At 56.2% G+C, this 19,623-nt stretch carries 14 protein-coding genes; 6 read left to right on the forward strand and 8 right to left on the reverse strand.

Going from position 1 to position 19,623, the window contains the following annotated elements; all coding sequences use genetic code 11:
* Positions 1 to 23: 23 nt before the first annotated feature.
* From GQS_RS06185 to GQS_RS06205, 5 genes are all read right to left on the reverse strand, one after another.
* Complete coding sequence (locus GQS_RS06185) at positions 24 to 1,037, reverse strand: hypothetical protein (RefSeq protein ID WP_014012812.1); 1,014 nt, start codon at positions 1,035 to 1,037, stop codon at positions 24 to 26.
* A gap of 1 nt (position 1,038) precedes the next feature.
* The gene (locus GQS_RS06190; RefSeq protein WP_014012813.1) at positions 1,039 to 1,542 is read right to left on the reverse strand and encodes a hypothetical protein; all 504 of its coding nucleotides are present in this window, start codon (positions 1,540 to 1,542) and stop codon (positions 1,039 to 1,041) included.
* Positions 1,543 to 1,772: 230 nt separating this feature from the next.
* A complete protein-coding gene (locus GQS_RS06195) occupies positions 1,773 to 1,934 on the reverse strand; it encodes an antitoxin VapB family protein (protein WP_014012814.1) in 162 nt (53 codons plus the stop codon).
* Positions 1,935 to 1,972: 38 nt separating this feature from the next.
* A complete protein-coding gene (locus GQS_RS06200) occupies positions 1,973 to 2,752 on the reverse strand; it encodes a hypothetical protein (RefSeq protein WP_014012815.1) in 780 nt (259 codons plus the stop codon).
* 116 nt (positions 2,753 to 2,868) lie between these two features.
* Positions 2,869 to 3,954: a radical SAM protein gene (locus tag GQS_RS06205; RefSeq protein WP_014012816.1), complete on the reverse strand. Its 1,086-nt coding sequence runs from the start codon at positions 3,952 to 3,954 to the stop codon at positions 2,869 to 2,871.
* Between the two features lie 72 nt (positions 3,955 to 4,026).
* Here GQS_RS06205 and GQS_RS06210 point away from each other — a divergent pair, with 72 nt between their 5' ends.
* Complete coding sequence (locus GQS_RS06210) at positions 4,027 to 4,389, forward strand: ribonuclease P protein component 2 (RefSeq protein ID WP_014012817.1); 363 nt, start codon at positions 4,027 to 4,029, stop codon at positions 4,387 to 4,389.
* A gap of 55 nt (positions 4,390 to 4,444) precedes the next feature.
* Here GQS_RS06210 and GQS_RS06215 read toward each other — a convergent pair whose 3' ends face one another.
* From GQS_RS06215 to trmBL1, 3 genes are all read right to left on the reverse strand, one after another.
* On the reverse strand, positions 4,445 to 7,309 hold the full coding sequence (locus GQS_RS06215) for an ABC transporter substrate-binding protein (protein ID WP_148236373.1): 2,865 nt from the start codon (positions 7,307 to 7,309) through the stop codon (positions 4,445 to 4,447).
* A gap of 109 nt (positions 7,310 to 7,418) precedes the next feature.
* A complete protein-coding gene (locus GQS_RS06220) occupies positions 7,419 to 8,771 on the reverse strand; it encodes a glycogen synthase (RefSeq protein WP_014012819.1) in 1,353 nt (450 codons plus the stop codon).
* 57 nt (positions 8,772 to 8,828) lie between these two features.
* Positions 8,829 to 9,851: an HTH-type sugar sensing transcriptional regulator TrmBL1 gene (gene trmBL1 / locus GQS_RS06225; protein WP_014012820.1), complete on the reverse strand. Its 1,023-nt coding sequence runs from the start codon at positions 9,849 to 9,851 to the stop codon at positions 8,829 to 8,831.
* A 73-nt stretch (positions 9,852 to 9,924) separates the two neighbouring features.
* Between trmBL1 and GQS_RS06230 the strand changes: the two genes are divergently transcribed.
* The 5 genes from GQS_RS06230 to GQS_RS06250 all read left to right on the forward strand — a co-directional run bounded on the left by GQS_RS06230 (position 9,925) and on the right by GQS_RS06250 (position 19,622).
* Entirely contained in the window at positions 9,925 to 11,829 is a 1,905-nt protein-coding gene (locus GQS_RS06230) for an alpha amylase N-terminal ig-like domain-containing protein (RefSeq protein WP_048056644.1), read from the forward strand.
* A gap of 183 nt (positions 11,830 to 12,012) precedes the next feature.
* Positions 12,013 to 13,356 carry an extracellular solute-binding protein gene (locus tag GQS_RS06235; protein ID WP_014012822.1) on the forward strand — a complete coding sequence of 448 codons (1,344 nt, stop codon included), beginning with the start codon at positions 12,013 to 12,015 and terminating at the stop codon, positions 13,354 to 13,356.
* A gap of 39 nt (positions 13,357 to 13,395) precedes the next feature.
* Positions 13,396 to 14,295, forward strand: a complete 900-nt coding sequence (locus tag GQS_RS06240; protein ID WP_014012823.1) for a carbohydrate ABC transporter permease — start codon at positions 13,396 to 13,398, stop codon at positions 14,293 to 14,295.
* Complete coding sequence (locus GQS_RS06245) at positions 14,292 to 15,542, forward strand: ABC transporter permease subunit (protein WP_014012824.1); 1,251 nt, start codon at positions 14,292 to 14,294, stop codon at positions 15,540 to 15,542. Before GQS_RS06240 ends, GQS_RS06245 begins: the two co-directional genes overlap by 4 nt.
* 9 nt (positions 15,543 to 15,551) lie before the next feature.
* On the forward strand, positions 15,552 to 19,622 hold the full coding sequence (locus tag GQS_RS06250; protein ID WP_014012825.1) for a glucodextranase DOMON-like domain-containing protein: 4,071 nt from the start codon (positions 15,552 to 15,554) through the stop codon (positions 19,620 to 19,622).
* Position 19,623: the final 1 nt, after the last annotated feature.

The following is a 19,623-nucleotide window of genomic DNA, read 5'->3' on the forward strand; positions in this document are numbered from 1 at the left end:
TTTCGTTTTCCCATTTGGTGTAGTCACTTTTCTACCCCGTAATCACCTTTGTCTTGGCCATCAAGTTTTATTCCATGAAACTTCAATCTTGCCCAACCACCGAGTGTTCCGAGGGGGGCAAAGATTACCGTAAATATGTACAAAAGCCTAAACATCGTCAACAAAGATTCTTTGATAAACGACGCACTATAACTCTCCGAGATTAGCATTAAGCCCATCATCGCCCCAAGCCCATAAAGAACGCCGTAAAACAAGCCCCAGGCCCCGCTTTCGGCGTATTTTCTCTCCAGCAGTCCCTCTTCCACGAGCTTCTTCGTTACCTTGTAGTCTTTTTCAGACACAAGCGCGAAAAGCGCCCCAATTAGTGTGCTGAGGGCTATATTCTCGATTACGAACAGGTACAGCCCAGACGTGACCGCTACAAAACTTACAACGGCTCTGATTTTAAGCATCCTGTCCGATATCTCATACCTATGAGCCATCATGGAGTAGTACCAGCTTGCCAGAACGAAGACGTAAAGTCCCATTGAGACGCTCTTTTCCAGACTTACCCCCGAGGAGTAGGCAATGATGAACACGAGGAGAGACGTTGAAAGCTCTTTAAGGAAGTTTCGCCAGGAATAGACGACTTTCTCAAGTTTTTTCTCACTCTTCTCCTGCAGATTTGCCACAAGGAACAGCACAACTGAGCAGATTAGAAACAAAAAGCCAAGCATCTTAACGATTGGGATAAAAGACGTGCCCGGTTTTGCAAACGCTACATAGATAAGCCCAAATAAAAGCAGTGCGAACCCAAACGAAATCAGAATAACCAGCATGAGCCGCATGTAAGACGATTTTAAAGATTGAGACCATCTCTGTCCTTTATCGGACCTTTTCCGGAGGATATGTGCTAAGGTGTAGAGAAGCGACAGGAGGCCCGCAAATAGGAAGCTTTTCCATAATGAAAGCGAAAGTGCATAGTGAAATAAAGCAGTCAGGAAAACCACCCCAACGAGAAAGTTTAGAAGGAGGAAACGTTTCTCCCTCCCATCCATTTCATCTCACTTCCCCAAATCTTTTGGAGAACGGCTTGTAGCCAACGAGCTTTCCGATGAGGAGCGTTGTAAAGCCAAACCCCAACGTAAGGAGGAGAAATAATCCAATATTGCTCCTAACCTCGTCCCTGAAGACCGAAAGGGAAAGGATAAAGCCTACCGCAAGGCCGATCCAGAAGTACGTTATTTGGGGCCCATAATAAAGCAGTTTGTCAGTAAAAGCGTAGAATGTTGCAGCCACGCCCGCGCCGGCAAAGTAGGAATACGCGAGGTGCTCATTGTACGGGTAAATTAGGGAGCCTATCAAGAATATTGTTGCAAAATTCCACAGGAGGGTTACAACTCTGTTTTCAAACCGCTTTGGAAGCACTGCACGAAGGAAGAGGAGCGAAATGAGGATTACCAGCGTTAGATAGCCCATCTCTCTAAAAGGAACGAGAATGTTAAGTACCCCCACACCAATAGAGAGGAAAATGACTGAAATGAGCACATAAGGCGTTCCCACCGCCTGTCACCTCCACTCTATACTACAATGAGCAGCCAATCACTATAAGTATTTCGTTTAAAGTTGTATTAAACGACGCTTTTTCTGTAGTATTTTTCAGTTTTCAACGAAACAAGCATAAGTGTGCAAGCAAGGGCACAAAATTCATCTATCCAAAACCTTCACTTTCAGCCCGTACTCTTTGAAGCGCTCAAAATCGCTGTCACGGGTAAAGAGTTCTAGTGGACACCTCAACCCGAGCACGGAACCCACCCGTTCATCCATTCCTCAACTTCTTTCAGCGTTTTTCTAAGTTTCTCAACTTCTTCCTCGCTCATGCTCCCAAACGCAATCATCAGAACGTCAATGTTACCTTTCTTCTCCCGCCTTGAGAAACTCTCTCCGTCTGCCATGTTCAAAAGTAGGGCTTTCAATTACTTAACTTTTCCCGTTACCCAAAAACAATCCTCCACGCGACCCACAGCTGAAGGATCACGATGACCGTCAGCGCCAGCGCCGTCAGCTTTCTGCTCTTCCTCGGCCCGTAGAGGCCGGTTATACCGAACAGGAAGTTCAGCCCAGAAAGCTCAAGGAGCAAGCTTACCAATTCCGTTTTCCGCCCAAAGGCCATTAGTTCCCCAACGAAGTCATCACCAGATGGATAGCCGGAGTGGAGCGCTATGAGCCTGACCGCGACGAGGATTGCCGTGTAGATGAGGTTCTGCTTTATGGGAACCTCAATCAGGAAGTCCCTGCTAGGTTCCCTCCCGGTAAAGAGCCTGTAAAGGGAGTGGGGGAAGATAATAACCCAGATAAACATCGAGATGAGAAGAACGAAGAAGGCGAAGATTTCAGCGAACATCGCGACTCCGCTTAAAAGTCCCATTATCGGGTCTCCAGTCGCCAGAAGGACCCACGCAAAGAGTCCCCAAAAGATAAGGGCGTCGCCGACGATGTTGAACACCTCTTTCGGAAGGTAGAGCCTGCCGTGGGTTTTCTCGATTATCTCGGACAGTCTTTTGATGTCCTCCCGCGAATAGCCGTAGCGTTCGAGGGTCTTACCAACGAAGTGAAGCGCCACGAGGAGAAAAGGAATGAGAAGGAGGAAAATCGCGAAGATGTTCATGGCGTTTAGGTGTTCCCTTACTGGGGGAATGATAAACCAGAGGACGAGCCAAAATACGATGATGAAGACCCACGGGAGGAGGTAGTCCCTAACAAAGACCCGCATGGCCGTTAATATTCCCGGGGGTAAATAACCTTTTCGAAATCCTTGGAACTTATGCCCCCGTAAGTTGCTTACGCCCTCGGAACCAGCAACTAGGGGGATAAAATAATAGCGGGAACTCACGGCAACGGAACCCTCTCGACCTCAAGCCTATCGAAGGTCGGGTACTCCTCGACGATGAAGAACCTCACGTCGCCCTCTATTGCCTCAGCCAGCTCGACGGCGACCTCTTCCGGCATCTCAATCCTGCCCTTTTCCCTGTTGATGTACAGCCACTCCGGTGGAACCTCTGCATCCTCCACGAGAAGCGCGTAGAGCTCGTCGAGGTCGTCGTATTCGGCTATGCCAAACCGGAGCGTCCCGTCCTCGGTTATCTCCATGTAGGGTTTAGCGACCTTCCTCGCCATCCTCCTCAGCCTGTTCTTGAGCTGGACGGCGTCCTTCAGCTTGGCCGTGCACAGGTGGTAGCTCAGCGAGGTGTTCTCCTCGCCCCATTCAAGGAGCTTCAGGCCCAGCTCAAGGGAACCCTTTATGGCGGCGCTCTCGTCGCTCACCGGCTGGTAGCCCATATCCAAAAGCGTCTTGAGCGTCATCTCGCTGTACTCCAGTTCGTTCACGTTGAGGAACTTCGCGCCGAGCTCGTCGAGGAACTCAGCGTACCATCTCATCCTCTCGAACTGGCCCGGAATCGAGGGTATCTCGCCGCCGACGTCCCAGTCGAAGTCGAAGGCGTTCCTAATGTTCTCGATTTCAACTTTGAAGAGCTTTGAGTTCGGGTTGAAGAGATCAGGATGAAAGCGTATCTCATCTAAACCTGCATCGTAGAGCTTTTCGAGGTTCTTCTTCGTGGCCAAAGCTCCGGTGGTGTAGAGGTGAACGTGGAAGTCCTCGCCGAAGGCCTCCTTGAGAACCCGTATATACTCAGCCGTCCTGTCAAGCCTCGCGAGCGGGTCTCCGCCGGTAACGCCGGCCCCCCTGGCCTCCATCAGAAGGGCCTCTTCGATCACATCATCCAGGCTTTTGACGGGCCTCTCGTTGGCATAGACGACGTCTCCCCTTCTCACCTCGCTCAGCGGGCAGTAGAAGCAGTCCCTCGGGCAGACCCCGGTCGTGAAGAGGACGAGCTTCTCACCTCTAACGCAGAGCTGGCAGCCCCTGGGGAGCTCTCTCACAGCGTACGAAAAGTAAGGCGTCTCCCAGACCATCGACTCACCTCGCTAACCCTAAACGCGGGGGAGAGCTTAAAAAGGTTGGCGGGCAAAGTTGTGCAGATGCCTATGAGGGAGAAGCCGAAGTACCTGCCGCCCACCCTGAGGGACAAGCACCGCTACATAGCCTTTCAGGTCATCGGGGAGAGGCCGTTTAAGAAGGATGAGATAAAGAGGGCCATATGGGATGCGAGCATCTCAACGCTGGGAACCCTCGGCTCGGCGAGGGCAAAGCCCTGGTTCATCAAGTTCGACGAGAAGAGCCAGACCGGAATCGTAAGGGTTGACAGGAAGCACGTGGAGGAGCTGCGCTTCGCCCTGACGCTGGTCACCCACATAAACGGCTCAAGGGCTATTTTCAGAACCCTCGGCGTTTCTGGAACGATAAAAAGATTGAAAAGGAAGTTCCTGGCCGATTACGGATGGAAGTGAACTACCCCTCCCTTTCGGAAGGGTCTTCCCGCCCGAGAAGATAAAAGGGAAAGAATCACCCCATAGCGACTATTGTGATGTCGTCGCCCGCGCTGAAGCCGCTGGCGTCGCCCTGGCTTGAACCGGGAAGGGGTATATCCGAACCGAACTCTGTGTCGCTCCAAAGGCCCACGAGGTAGTTGAGATCCCCGTAGGCGTCGAGGTTCTGATAGACGTGGGTGAGGAAGTAGTACGTCCCCGCGGCGGTGCTGTCGGCATCGGTGCCGTAGATGGTCACGACCAGGGCCCCGGTGGTTCTGTCATTGAAGAACTGGATTATGAAGTATCCCCGGGTAACGTCCCACCACGGGTTGGGAACCAGCCATACAAAGTTCCCCTGCGGAGAAACTATGGTTATGTTGCCGTTACCTAGCTCCATGTGGACGAGGGCCAGGTTCTCGTACTCGGCCGTCACATCGTTGACCAGCGGGCCTCCAACGGATATAACCACGTCTCCCTTGACAGCCTCTCCCATGGAGAACTCCCCGGACAGTCTGGAAATTGTACGGACGTCCAGGGGGAGGGTACGGGACATGTACTGCGCCGTCGAAAAGGCATCGGGACTGCTCAGGTCGTTGAACACAAGGAAAACCCTGCTGGCGTTCTGAACGGCCAGGGAATATGAGCCGATACTGGCGTACTGCTCCCCAACGGCCCTCAGGACGTCGCCTACATTAACGTCTGGCTGGTGCCTGGGGTCGATGAAGTTCGGGTAGTAGCCGAGCGGTGAGTACCAGTAGTAAATCTGCCAGTCAGGGTACATGCTTCCAAGACCACCGGCACCCCAACCACCGGTGTAAAGGTTCCACTCGTAAGTGCTGGCAGGTTTCCTGAAAACAATCTCGCTCGCCTTCTGCCTGTTAAGAAGCATCCTATCAACCTTGAAACCCACGTAGTTCTCGATTAAATCCGAGATGTAAAGGCCCACATCCTTCCTCTCATCCTCGGTACGGATGACGAACTTGACCTCAACCGGCTGGCCGTCGAAGTACCAGTAACCGTCGTCCCTCTTCTCCAGGGTGTGACCATACCTGGTGACCTGCTCCACAGCCTTCGCCATTCCCTCGTCGATGAGCTTCATGGCATAGTTGAAGTCTCCGTTCTCCTTGAGCCCAAGGGCGCGGTAGACGGGGGTGAAGTATTTGGAGGCCGGATCGTTTGGGGTTATACCACTGAGGGCCGGGGCAGCCCCGCCATGGTAGATATTATCTACTATATACCTGCGGTTCACGAGGTAGTTGAATGCAAATCGTATCTCCCTGACCGCGAAGGGATTGAAGTAGGTCCCGGTATCAAGGGTCACGATCGGGGCGTCCTTGTCAGGGTCATGGTAGGGATTGAGGGTCAGCTCGATGGAGGACGAGGCCACATTATAAAGACGAAGGTTGTACAGGAGGTCCTCACTAAGACCCTGGTACTTGTTGGCACCAAAGGCGACGAGACCCAAGTCGATGTCCCCGTGCGCAACCTGTAGGAGAAGGGTATCCTCGTTCTGGAAACCATAGAACTCAATAACGTCGGCGTAACCGTCCTTCGGGAGCTTGGGGTCGTCATTGAAGGTGCTCCTCTGACCGTTGAACTTGACGAGCTTGAGGTAAAGGTTCTCCGGGGAGTACATATCAAGAATGTACGGACCGTTGCTGATCACGAAGTGGCCGTAGGTGGAGTAGAAGTCCAAGTCGGCGTTCATCCTCGATGCGGCCGAGTTCCAGTCAATGCCGGGGAAAGTGCTCATGGCCCCGCCGGAGGATATTGCCTGGATGACCTTGGAGAGGTCATCGACGTGCTCCTTTGTGAGCAGGTCGAGCTGTACAGTACTCTCATCACTACTGCTGAAGGAGTACCTGCGGTTAATTCCATAAGCGTTCCCGTTCGCCACCAGCTCTCCCATGGCCCAGTACATATCCCACGGCATGCTCGGGTAAAGGATGTAGTTGCCGGCGGTGATGTCGTCCGCGAATGGGTGGGCATAGCTACCGTAAACCACGTAACCGTTGTCAGTGAACTGGAAGCCGAGGAAGGTCTGGAAGGTGGCGGCCGTGTCACTCAGGGCGCTGTCGTAGTACGGATCACCAGGGACGTCCCTAAAAGCCCAGGTGTAATAGAAAGCGATGTAGTTCTTGATGTCGTCAACGGCCATCCTCACGCCGTTCTGCCACTCACCCATGTCACAGGTGACGGTGACCTTAGCCTTGGCGGTCTCGCCAGCTTGGGCCGCAATCCAGCCCTGGGTCTGGTTGTAGATGACCGCATCGTCCGGAACGGTGAACTCGCCCCTCTCGAGGGTCCACTTGCACCTGTACGGGACGTAGATTCCATCGAAGTTGATGGTTCCGCCGGTGTCGTGGATGAGGTCCCAGAGCCTGATGCTGTAAACATCAGTGATACCTCCAACCGGGTTTATGGCACTCATGAGGAGGGCATCCAAGGCAAGCTGCCCCACCCTCAAGCGCTTGTCCTGGGTCTTGGCGCTCATGAGGCTCCACCTGCTGGCAATACCAACGCTCGGGTCGCTGATGATGTCGGTAACCCTCTCCTTGTTAACCGGGTAGAACTCCCAGTTCTCAACGAGGAAAATCCTGACGCTGTCCATCAGCCCCATCGCCAGCCCAAGCCTCTGAAGGTCCCAGTACTGGTCGGTACTGTTGATGACGACGGTAGTGTTGGTGGCAGGGTCGGTGTACTGGGTCATGAGCAGGAGGTAGCCGATCTCCTTGGTGGTCCAGTTGAACATCGGTGCCAGGCTCTCCGGCGTGTAGTAGTTCAGGTCAAGGGCGTTGGCTCCGTAATAGACGTCCCTTGAGACTGCCTTTGCCTGCACCCCAGGCACGGCAGCAGCGGCCACCAGCAGAACCATCAACACCGCGGCGAACCGTTTCATTTATTCCCCCTCCTAGCAGTAACACAGAATAGGTTGAAAAGAGTATTTAAAAGAATTTTCTATTCAGATTTTGCTTACTCAGTATATAAGTTAGCAAAAAATGGAAACCTCAGCGGAGGAACGGAACGGCCCTGTCAGCCGCCCCCTCGTAAACCCTCATGTATCTCCCGCAGGCGTTCTCCCACATGAAGTCTTTCCTCGCCCTCTTTTTCCCGTTCTCACGGAGCTTTCTCAGGGTTGCATCGTCCAGCTCCTTGGCGAGAACCATCGCCCTGGCCAACGCGAAAGCGTCCCTCGGGGGGACGAGCAGTCCCGTGGCGTTCTCCGGGTCGGAGTTGAGGTCTATTACCGTGTCCTTTATTCCCCCGACGGAGCTGCCTATGGGGATTGCGCCGAGGCACATGGCTTCAAGCTGCACCAGACCAAAGGGCTCGAAGTACGATGGGATTATCACAAAGTCCACCGAACCGTAGAGCTCTCTTACGGTCTCCCTGCTGAGGAGCTCGGTAATCACCCTGACGTTCTCGGGGAAGCGGTTTTGCACTGCCTTGGCCCAGGCCTCCAGGCCGGGGTCGCCCTTGCCGATTATGAGGAACCTCATGTCCTTGAAGGCAGGGTCTGAAGAGAGTATCTCTATCGCCCGGAGGAGGGTGTCAACTCCTTTCTGGGCCCTGTCGAAGCGTCCTATGAACATGAAGGCCTTCCCATCGCTCAGACCGAAGCGCGCTAAGACGCGCCTCCTTCTCTCCTCCCTGGGGAGGTCCTTCGTCTCCATGAGCTCCTCGTTCCAGAAGGAGCAGTCTATGCCGTTGAAGACGTGCGTAACCTTGCCGTCGAAGTGCCTGAAGAAATCCCACTCCTCCCACAGGTAGCTCCTGCTCACCGTCGTGACCATGTCGGCGATGTAACAGGCTGTATGCTCGGGGTCTATCTCGGGGTAGGGGGCGAGTTCAGCGAGGTTGGCTTCGCCGAAGTATTGGGCCGAAATTTTCGCCTTGTTGAGCCGGTGAACCGTGAAAACGCTCCTTATACCGAAGTACTTCCTCATGAGACCGAGGGCAAATACTGTGTGCCAGTCGTGGGCGTGGATTACGTCAGGCTTGAAGGTTTCAATCAGCCCGTTCATCAGCCCAACGCTCGCCTTCCCAAAGAGAACCGCCTTCCTGAGCAGGCCCTCCCAGCTCGGGCCGTAAACATCCTTCTCACTGAGGAACCCCCCTCCGAGGGAGTAGACAGCAACACCGTTCTGCTCACGCTTTCTGACGGTTATATGGACCGGCTCCCCAAACGCCGAGACCCTGAATGAGCCGACGACTTCACCGAGGTTCTTTCCGTGGTCGGGAGTGAAAACGACGACCTCGCTTCCCAGTTCGGCAAGTCCCTCCGCTATGCTGGTTATCGCCTCGGCAAGGCCGCCCACCTTGACGGGCAGGTACTCAAACCCAAGGATAAGAATCCTCATTGACACCACCTACCTGATGAACCAGTGGATTGAAGATGAAGAAGGAAAAAGAGGCGCTCAATCGAGGAGGATGAACTTCTCGCCCTCGACGTCCTCGAAGTAGCTGCCGATGCCGCCGATCTTCCACTCCTTTCCATCGGCATTCACGGTTATGTTGGCGGTGAGCGGGGTGTACTCGTATTCGGTTATCTCCCCGTCCAGGGTCACCGGCTCCTTCGTGTCAACGAGCCTCCCGATGACCTCGATCTTCCTCGGCAGCTCGACGTACTTGAGGACGGTTATGAGCGTCCTGATGTTGACGAGGGAGAGGGGCTTCGGTGCCGCGGCGTAGTTGAGGGGCTTGATTATTTCGCTGTTGTCGAGGTAGATGGTGTAGAACCAGTGCATGTAGTTCTGGATTATCTTGGGGCTCTTGGCCCAGAAGGAGTAGAACTTCTCGCGGCGCTTGTCCTTCGGGAGGGCACCGAAGAACAGGGCGTAGTCGATGTCGCCGATTATCCAGCTGGCCATGAGCCAGGGGGCGCCCCCGCTCCTCGCGAGGATTATGTTGTTCCCCTTGAGCCAGTCGGGTATCTCATCGAAGTTGCTGATTATGACGAAGACTATGTCCTTCCTCGCGCGTATCTCGCTTTTGAGCAGCTTGAGGAACTCAAAGGGGGTGTTTATCAGAACCTCGTGCTTGGCGGTCCTTATCACGTACTCCGCGCGCTCAACGGTGTTCTCAAAGCCCTGGATGGTCCATATCTCGGGCAGATCCTCGCCGTGAACCTCACGGTAGAGTTCGAGAAACGCAACCTTGAGGTTCTCAACGTCCTCTATGAAGTCCTCCTTTATTTTCTCCAGAACAACCTCGGGGTTGACTGGCTTGTACAGGCGAGGGGAGCCCTGCATGACGTCAACAAACCCCTTCCTGTGGAGGGAACTGAGGACGTCATAAACCCTTGTGTGGGGAATACCGCTCTCCTTCGTTATGTCCGTAGCCTTGCTCGGGCCGAGTTTGAGGAGCGTTATGTAAGCGAGGCTCTCGTACTTCGTGAGACCGAGCTTCTGAAGCTTTTCAACTATTTCCTCTTCGTTCATACCGAGACCTCCAATCTTTTAAGTTTCACTCGCGATAGTTTATTCATCACTGGTGATATCTTGGGTGAGGAAAGTGTATAAAATTTTCGGGTTCGAACCGGACCAGAAATTCGGAAGGGTCGCGGTCGTCGAGTTCTCGATTCCAGCGGAACCAGGGAACAGGTACGCGTACCTGCTGGGGAGCTTCAACGCGTTCAACGAAGGCTCCTTCCGAATGAGGAGGAAAAAGGGCCGCTGGAGGACGGTTGTGAAGCTGCCGGAGGGAGTCTGGCACTACGCGTTCTCCATCGACGGCGAGTTTACCCCCGACCCCGAAAACCCCCGACGGGAGGTCTACAGGAGGCTCTCGTACAAATTCGAAAGGGAAACGAGCGTCGCGGTTATCGACGGCGGGGACGGGCCCTTTCACGCGCCGAGCGCGACCTATCTCTATACCGTTGCCGGGAGAACCCACGTTCTCCTGAGGGCGAAAGCGGGAACAGTCGCCAAGGCGGCCCTCGTCCGTCCGGAAAGCGAGGGCATGGTTGAGATGAGGAAAAAAGCGCGGGATGAACCCTTCGAGTATTTCGAGGCAGTCCTGCCCGGGGACGGTGAACTGGAGTACTCCTTCGAGGTTCGAACGCGGAAAGGCATGATAAAGGAATTGGGGCCATTCAGGGCCGTTCCATACCGCCCGGAAACTCCGCTATGGGTTTACGGGAGGGTTTTCTACCAGATAATGCCTGACAGGTTCGAGAGAGGCCTGCCTGGGACGCCCAGGGGAAGGGCATTCCGGGGCGAGGAGTTCCACGGCGGCAATTTGGCCGGAATAATAAAGAGGCTGGAACACCTCGAAGAACTCGGCGTAAACGCACTCTACCTCACCCCGATATTCGAGTCCATGACGTACCACCGCTACGACGTCACCGACTACTTCAGTATCGACAGAAAGCTCGGGGGAGGGGGAGTCTTCGGGGAGTTTGTGAAAGAACTCAAAAAGCGGGACATCAGGCTGATCCTCGACGGGGTTTTCCACCACACGAGCTTCTTCCACCCATACTTCCAGGACGTGGTGAGAAAGGGAGAAGGAAGTGAGTACCGGGGATTCTACCGCATAACCGGCTTTCCCGTTGTTCCCGAGCAGTTCCTGAGGGTTCTGCATTCGGAAGGGCCGTGGATTGAGAGATACCACCTGATAAAATCCCTGGACTGGAACTACGAGAGCTTCTACTCGGTGTGGCTGATGCCGAGGCTCAACCACGACAGCCCGGAGGTAAGGAAGTTCATCCGGGAGGTAATGGAGTACTGGCTCGAGAGGGGAGCGGACGGCTGGCGGCTGGACGTCGCCCACGGTGTTCCGCCCGAACTCTGGGGGGAGATGCGGAAGGCCATGCCGGAGGGGGCGTACCTCATGGGGGAGGTCATGGACGATCCCCGACTCTGGGTCTTCGATGCCTTCCACGGTACCATGAACTACCCCCTCTACGAGCTCATTCTCAGGTTCTTTGTGAAGGGTGAAATCGACGCGGGGGAGTTCCTCAACGGCCTGGAGTTGCTGAGCGCCCATCTGGGCCCCGCGGAGTACGCGATGTACAACTTCCTCGACAACCACGACACCGAACGCTTCCTCGACCTCGTGGGGGACAAGAGGAGATACCTCTGCGCCCTCGCTTTCCTGATGACCTACAAGGGGATTCCCTCGATATTCTACGGCGATGAAATCGGACTCAGGGGCCGGCTGGACGGCGGTCTGAGTGCCGGGAGGACATCCATGGTATGGGACCGGGGGAAGTGGGACACTGAGATTTTCGAAACCACGAAACGACTGATACGGCTCAGGAGAGGAAGCAGAGCGCTCCAGCTCGGCGAGTTCGTGCCCGTGAGGTTCCAGGGACGCACGATGATATACGAGAGGGTCCTCGGGGACGAAAGGGTAAGGGTAGAGATCAGATACTCGATGGAACCTGAGGACTGCACCTTCCATGTGACGGCATCATGACGTCTTCTCCAGGGGGATGAATGGAGGGGCAGACGGCCGGCCCCTTCCCGTCCCCTGTGGCCCACTCTTTTCATAGGGGAATAACTATGTGCACGGCCAACAACTCTGATCAAAGAAGCGCAAGATATATATATCACCGTCGATGATACTATATCACCCAAAATCAAGGCGGGTGATAAAGATATGAAGAAAGGACTGTTTGCCCTGCTTTTGGTGGGGGTTTTGGTTCTTAGCGTTGTGGCCAGCGGCTGTATAAGCGGAGGAGGGGAGAGCACGAGTTCAACGACCAGCTCCCCCAGCCCAACCGAGACCACCACGAGCTCACCGAGTTCAACCACCTCCAGCCCGAGCCCCACTGAGACCACCACTACCCCGCCCGAGACGGAGTGCGGAAGCGGGGAGGTCGTCATATGGCACGCCATGCAGCCCAACGAGCTCGAGGTCTTCCAGAGCCTCGCCGAGGAGTACATGGCCATGTGCCCCGGCGTCACCATAACCTTTGAGCAGAAGCCTGACCTTGAGAGCGCCCTCAAGGCCGCCATACCCACCGGCCAGGGGCCGGACCTCTTCATCTGGGCTCACGACTGGATTGGAAAGTTCGCCGAGGCAGGAATGCTCGAGCCGATTGATGACTACGTCACCGATGACGTCCTCAACGGATTCGCCCCGATGGCCCAGGAGGCCATGCAGTACAAGGGGCACTACTACGCGATGCCCTTCGCGGCCGAGACCGTTGCCCTCATATACAACAAGGACATGGTGAGCGAGCCGCCCAAGACCTTCGACGAGATGAAGGCGATAATGGAGCAGTACTATGACCCCGACAACGAGAAGTACGGAATAGCGTATCCGCTCAACGCCTACTTCCTCTCGGCCTGGGCCCAGGCCTTCGGTGGCTACTACTTCGACGACCAGAGCGAGATGCCCGGCCTCGACCAGCCCGAGACGATAGAGGGCTTCGAGTTCTTCTTCCAGAACATCTGGCCGTACATGGCTCCGACCGCGGACTACGGAACCCAGCAGAGCATATTCCTTGAGGGCCGTGCCCCGATGATGATAAACGGCCCGTGGAGCATAAGCGACGTCAAGAAGGCGGGCATAGACTTCGGCGTCGTCCCGCTCCCACCGATAACCAAGGACGGCAAGGAGTACTGGCCGAGGCCCTACGGTGGAGTTAAGGACATCTACTTCGCGGCGGGCATAAAGAACAAGGAGGCCGCCTGGAAGTTCGTCAAGTGGTTCACCACCAGTCCGGACGTCATCAAGGAGCTCTCACTCCAGCTCGGCTACATCCCGGTTCTCACACCGGTGCTCAACGACCCGGACATCAAGAACGACCCGGTCATCTACGGCTTTGGCCAGGCCGTTCAGCACGCGTACCTGATGCCCAAGAGCCCGAAGATGGGCGCCGTCTGGGGTGGCGCTGACGGAGCCATCAACGAGATACTCCAGGACCCGGAGAACGCCGACATAAAGGCCATACTCGAGAAGTACCAGCAGCAGATACTCGACAACATGAACGGCTGAAGCCTTTCTCCTTTTTCATACCTTTTTGGAGGGATTGGAATGAAAAAGACCACGACCATTGCTCTGTTCCTAATCCTGCCTGGGATGGCAGCGTTCCTGTTTTTCAACCTGTGGCCAATAATTTACTCGATATACCTGGCCTTCACCAACGCCCAGCTAGGCAACTTCCCGGTTCAGGCCCCTGATGCCCCGCAGCTTCAGTTCGTTGGTCTGGAGAACTTCCGCTGGATACTTGGCGACGAAACATTCAGGAGCGCCTTCCTGTGGACGTGGATATTCGTGGTGACCAGCGTCACCCTGAAGGTTCTCGCGGGAATCGTCCTCAGCCTGCTCTACAACAGCAGGTACGTCAAGGGAAAAATGATCTACCGCTCCCTTCTCATAATTCCCTGGGCGCTGCCGCTGCTCTTCTCCGTTACCGTCTGGAAGTTCATGTTCGACCCGATATTCGGGCCGATAAACCAGATGCTCAAATCCCTGGGGGTTCAAAACCTTCCCAACTGGATTAACGACCCGATGTGGGCCTTTCTCGCACTCAACGTAATCGAGGCCTGGCTCGCGTACCCGTTCATGATAACCGTCATCACGGCGGCGCTCCAGTCCGTGCCTGACACGCTCGTTGAGGCGGCGATAATAGACGGGGCCAACTACTGGCAGAGGATAAGGCACGTTGTCCTCCCGATAGTCGGCAAACCGATAGCATTCGCCACCATACTCACCAGCGCGGCGAGCTTCCAGTACTTCATGGTGCCCTACATCTACAATGCGGGCCTGTTCGAGGACAAGTTCATACTGCTCTACGGTTTCAGAAAGGCCTTCGGAGCCAGCCCCCACTACGGAAGGGCCGCGGCGATAATGATAATCGCCACGCTCGTGCTTGCCGTGTACATGTACGTTAACGTCAGGATAACCAAACTCCAGGAGGGTGCCAAGGGATGATGGGAAGGCGCAAAGGGGAGGTCGTCAGGAGCTTTGTCCTGACCCTGCTGGCCATCTTCGTCATGTTCATCATACTCTTCCCGGTCTACTACATCTTCGTCGTCTCAATAAGCCCGGGCTCAACGCTCGCAACCACGGAGTTCCACATCATCCCCAGAAACGTCAGCCTCGACTCGTACAGGGAGGTGCTCTTTGGATTCTCTGGAAGCAAACTCTCGGAGAACTTCACGGGAACCATCGAGGGAAGCGCCCACGTCCAGGACGGCAGGCTGTACCTGCTGGAAGGGACGATAAAGGGTGAGGTCAAATACGGGCCATTCACGGGACTGGTGTTTGAGATTCCAGTGAAAAACCTGGTTTTCGATATTTCAACGGACGTCAACGCCCAGGGACAGCTGAAGGGAGATGTCAAGGGACTCTTCATCCTCACGAGGATGAACGACGACGGCACTGTGGGCTTCGCGATAATAAGGAACATCGAGCTGAAGGACGGAACCATCGAGGGCACCCACGTCTCGGGCCCGATGGAGAAGTACGTCGTTGCCAGGAACAGCGGAACCGTCAGGTTCACGAGAATCGGGAAGTTCGTCAACTCGAAGTTCTTCGGCTACCTCAAGAACAGCCTCATCATAGCCACAATAACGGTGCTGCTGACGCTTGTGTTCGTCGTCCCGGCCGCCTACGCATTCTCGCGCATGAAGTTCTTCGGCAGGGAGCACGTGCTCTACTTCTACCTGATGTTCACGCAGGTGGCGGGCGGTCTCGGAATAGCGGGCCTTATAGCCCTCTACGGTATGATAGTCAAGCTGGGCCTCTACGACAAGCTGCCGGTGCTGTCCTTCATCTACGCCGCGGGAAGCGTTCCCTTCAACACCTGGCTGCTCAAGGGATACATAGACTCCATAAGCCCCGACTTCGACGAGGCCGCCCTGGTGGACGGCGCGAGCTACCTCCAGATAATCAGGCACGTGCTCCTCCCGATGGCGCTGCCGGGAATAGCGACCGTGTCGATATTCGCCTTCATAGGCGGCTGGACGGAGTTCATCCTAGCAAGCCTGCTGCTGACCGAGTCGCACCAGCCACTGTCGGTGTGGATATACCTTCTCCTGGGCGGCATAGGCAGGGGAATAGACTGGAGCTACTTCGCGGCTGCCGCGCTGCTGTTCGCCCTGCCGGTGTTCGTGATGTTCATGCTCGCCCAGAACTACATAAGGAGCGGTCTTACAGTTGGAGGTCTCAAGGAATGAGGTGATAACATGAAGCGGGTGGTTGCCCTACTCCTTGCCTTTTTGATGGTTGGGAGTCTGATTGGAGCAAACGTGAAAACGGTCGGAGCGGCCGAGCCGAAGCCGCTCAACGTCATAATAGTCTGGCACCAGCACCAGCCCTACTACTACGACCCGGTCCAGGACGTCTATACCAGGCCCTGGGTCAGGCTCCACGCGGCGAACAACTACTGGAAGATGGCCTATTACCTGAGCCAGTATCCGGACGTTCACGTCACGATTGACCTGTCGGGCTCGCTCATAGCCCAGCTCGCCGACTACATGAACGGGAAGAAGGACACCTACCAGATAATTACTGAGAAGATAGCCAGCGGCGAACCCCTCACCGTCGATGAGAAGTGGTTCATGCTCCAGGCGCCGGGAGGGTTCTTCGACCACACCATCCCCTGGAACGGTGAGCCGATAACCGACCCCAACGGCAACCCGATAAGGGACTTCTGGGACCGCTACACCGAGCTGAAGGACAAGATGATGGCCGCAAAGGCCAAGTACGCCAACCTGCCGCTCGAGGAGCAGAAGGCCGCTGTGACGAACGAGTTCACCGAGCAGGACTACATCGACCTCGCGGTTCTCTTCAACCTCGCCTGGACCGACTACAAGTACATAATGGACACGCCTGAACTCAAGGCTCTCTACGACAAGGTCGACGAGGGCGGCTACACCAGGGAGGACGTTAAAACCGTTCTCGACGCCCAGCTCTGGCTCCTCAACCACACCTTCGAGGAGCACGAGAAGATAAACCTCCTCCTCGGCAACGGCAACGTCGAGGTCACGGTCGTTCCCTACGCCCACCCGATAGGCCCGATACTCAACGACTTCGGCTGGGAGGGTGACTTCGACGACCAGGTGAAGAGGGCGGACGAGCTGTACAAGCAGTACCTTGGAAACGGAACCGCCGTCCCGGTTGGAGGCTGGGCCGCCGAGAGTGCCCTCAACGACAAAACTCTGGAAACCCTCGCCGAGAACGGCTGGACCTGGGTCATGACTGACCAGCTCGTCCTCGACAGGCTCGGCGTCGAGAAGACGGTCGAGAACTACCACAAGCCCTGGGTGGCCGAGTTCAACGGAAAGAAGATATACCTCTTCCCGCGCGACCACGCCCTCAGCGACCGTGTTGGTTTCACCTACGGTGGAATGAACCAGTACCAGGCCGTTGATGACTTCGTGAACGAGCTCCTCAAGCTCCAGAAGGAGAACTACGATGGCAGCCTCGTTTACGTGGTCACGCTCGACGGCGAGAACCCGTGGGAGAACTACCCCTACGACGGCAAGCTCTTCCTCACCGAGCTGTACAGGAAACTCACCGAGCTCCAGGAGCAGGGGCTCATAAGAACCCTCACACCGAGCGAGTACATCCAGCTCTACGGCGACCAGGCCAACAGGCTCACCCCCAGGATGATGGAGCGCCTCGACCTCACCGGGAACAACGTTAACGCCCTCCTCAAGGCCCAGAGCCTCGGCGACCTCTACGACACCGTGGGCGTTAAGGAGGAGATGCAGTGGCCGGAGAGCAGCTGGATAGACGGAACAATCTCCACGTGGATAGGCGAGCCCCAGGAGAACTACGGCTGGTACTGGCTCTACATGGCCAGGAAGGCCCTTATGGAGAACAAGGATAAAATGAGCCAGGCGAACTGGGAGAAGGCCCACGAGTACCTGCTCCGCGCCGAGGCGAGCGACTGGTTTTGGTGGTACGGAAGCGACCAGAACAGCGGTCAGGACTACACCTTTGACCGCTACCTGAAGACGTACCTCTACGAGATGTACAGGCTGGCCGGAGTCGAGCCGCCGAGCTACCTCTTCGGAAACTACTTCCCGGACGGCGAGCCCTACGTCACCAGGGCCCTCGACGGCCTCAAGGAGGGCGAGATGAAGAACTATTCGAGCATGTCCCCGCTGGCAAACGGCGTCAGCGTCTATTTCGACGGCGATGGGCTCCACTTCGTAGTGAGGGGGAACCTGGACAGGTTCGAGGTGAGCATCTGGGAGAAGGATGAGCGCGTCGGCAACACGTTCACACTCCTCCAGGAGAGGCCGACCGAGCTCAGGTACTCGATGTTCCCGTTCTCAGCGGACAGCGTTGGTCTCCTCATAACCAAGCACGTCGTGTACGAGAACGGAAAGGCCGAGATATACGGCACCACCGACTACGAGAAGAGCGAGAAGCTTGGAGACGCGACCGTTGAGCAGACGAGCGACGGAGTGGAAGTCATCGTGCCCTTCGATTACCTCAAGAACCCGAGCGATTTCTACTTCGCGGTCTCGACCGCCAAAGACGGAAACCTTGAGATAATAACCACCCCCATCGAGCTCAAGCTCCCCACCGAGGTTAAGGGAGTCACGATAGCGGACATCGCCGACCCGGAGGGAGACGACCACGGGCCGGGAAGCTACGTCTACCCAACGGACGGGGTCTTCGCCGAGGGAGCCTTTGACCTCCTCCGCTTCAGGATGCTCGAGCAGACGGAGAGCTACGTGATGGAGTTCTACTTCAGGGACCTCGGGGGCAACCCATGGAACGGACCGAACGGCTTCAGCCTCCAGATAATCGAGGTCTATCTGGACTTCAAGGACGGCGGCAACAGCAGCGCCATAAAGATGTTCCCAGATGGGCCGGGAACCAACGTCCAGCTCGACCCGAACCATCCCTGGGACGTCGCCTTCAGGATTGCCGGATGGGACTACGGTAATCTCATCATCCTTCCGAACGGAACCGCAATTCAGGGTGAGATGCAGATATCAGCCGACCCGGTCAAGAACGCGGTGATAGTGAAAGTCCCGAAGAAGTACATCGCCATAAACGAGGACTACGGCCTCTGGGGAGACGTCCTCGTCGGTTCGCAGGACGGCTACGGGCCGGACAAGTGGAGACCGGTGGCAGTGGATGCGGAGCAGTGGAAGCTCGGCGGCGCAGACCCGCAGGCAGTCATAAACGGCGTAGCTCCACGCGTCCTTGATGAGCTGGTTCCGCAGGGCTTTGAACCGACCCAGGAAGAGCAGCTGAGCAGCTACGACGCAAACGACATGAAGCTCGCCACCGTCAGGGCCATTCCGCTCCTCAAGCAGGGCATCGTTGTGACCGACCCCGAGGGTGACGACCACGGCCCAGGAAGCTACGTCTACCCAACGGACGCGGTCTTCAAGCCGGGAGTCTTCGATCTCCTCAAGTTCAAGATGACGGAGGGCAGCGATGACTGGACCCTCGAATTCTACTTCAGGGACCTCGGGGGCAACCCGTGGAACGGTCCAAACGGCTTCAGCCTCCAGATAATCGAAGCGTACTTCGACTTCAAGGACGGCGGAAACGTCTCGGCGATAAAGATGTTCCCGGACGGACCCGGAAGCAACGTCCAGCTCGACCCGCGCCACCCGTGGGACGTGGCCCTCAGAATCGCGGGATGGGACTACGGAAACCTCATCATCCTCCCGAACGGAACCGTTTACCAGGGCGAGATGCAGATTTCAGCCGACCCCGTCAAGAACGCCATAACAGTCAAGGTTCCGAAGAAGTACCTGCCGAACGTTGGAGATTACGGGCTCTATGCGGCAGTCATCACCGGCTCCCAAGACGGCTACGGCCCTGACAAGTGGAGGCCAGTGGCCGTTGAGGCGGAGCAGTGGAAGCTCGGAGGGGCGGAGGCAGACGCGGTTATCAACGGTGTAGCCCCGCGCGTCATGGACGAACTCGTCCCGGCGGACTTCAGTCCGACCCAGGAAGAGCAGCTGAGCAGCTACGACGCAAACGACATGAAGCTCGCCACCATCCTCATGATACCCCTCGTGGAGGGCAGCGGCGGGGAGGAGCCGACCCCGACCGAGACCACCACTACCAGCGAGACGAGCAGTTCAAGCACCTCCTCCACGACGAGCTCCCCAAGCCAGACCACAACGACCCCAACAACTACCACCGGCCCGAGCACGAGCCCCACTACCACATCAAGCCCCACCACAACCACCACCGGCGGTGGAGGCGGAATCTGCGGCCCCGCCGTCCTTGTGGGACTCGCCCTGCTGCCGCTCCTCATCAGGAGGCGGCGCTGAC

Source organism: Thermococcus sp. 4557 (assembly GCF_000221185.1).
GTDB lineage: Archaea > Methanobacteriota_B > Thermococci > Thermococcales > Thermococcaceae > Thermococcus.

What these genes read in the sequence shown, in the direction of transcription:
- GQS_RS06185 (WP_014012812.1), bottom strand. Translation starts at nt 1,037, where the DNA reads ATGGATGGGAGGGAGAAACGTTTCCTCCTTCTAAACTTTCTCGTTGGG.
- GQS_RS06210 (WP_014012817.1), top strand. Translation starts at nt 4,027, where the DNA reads ATGAGGGAGAAGCCGAAGTACCTGCCGCCCACCCTGAGGGACAAGCAC.
- GQS_RS06200 (WP_014012815.1), bottom strand. Translation starts at nt 2,752, where the DNA reads ATGCGGGTCTTTGTTAGGGACTACCTCCTCCCGTGGGTCTTCATCATC.
- GQS_RS06195 (WP_014012814.1), bottom strand. Translation starts at nt 1,934, where the DNA reads ATGGCAGACGGAGAGAGTTTCTCAAGGCGGGAGAAGAAAGGTAACATT.
- GQS_RS06235 (WP_014012822.1), top strand. Translation starts at nt 12,013, where the DNA reads ATGAAGAAAGGACTGTTTGCCCTGCTTTTGGTGGGGGTTTTGGTTCTT.
- trmBL1 (WP_014012820.1), bottom strand. Translation starts at nt 9,851, where the DNA reads ATGAACGAAGAGGAAATAGTTGAAAAGCTTCAGAAGCTCGGTCTCACG.
- GQS_RS06240 (WP_014012823.1), top strand. Translation starts at nt 13,396, where the DNA reads ATGAAAAAGACCACGACCATTGCTCTGTTCCTAATCCTGCCTGGGATG.
- GQS_RS06220 (WP_014012819.1), bottom strand. Translation starts at nt 8,771, where the DNA reads ATGAGGATTCTTATCCTTGGGTTTGAGTACCTGCCCGTCAAGGTGGGC.
- GQS_RS06250 (WP_014012825.1), top strand. Translation starts at nt 15,552, where the DNA reads ATGAAGCGGGTGGTTGCCCTACTCCTTGCCTTTTTGATGGTTGGGAGT.
- GQS_RS06215 (WP_148236373.1), bottom strand. Translation starts at nt 7,309, where the DNA reads ATGAAACGGTTCGCCGCGGTGTTGATGGTTCTGCTGGTGGCCGCTGCT.
- GQS_RS06245 (WP_014012824.1), top strand. Translation starts at nt 14,292, where the DNA reads ATGATGGGAAGGCGCAAAGGGGAGGTCGTCAGGAGCTTTGTCCTGACC.
- GQS_RS06205 (WP_014012816.1), bottom strand. Translation starts at nt 3,954, where the DNA reads ATGGTCTGGGAGACGCCTTACTTTTCGTACGCTGTGAGAGAGCTCCCC.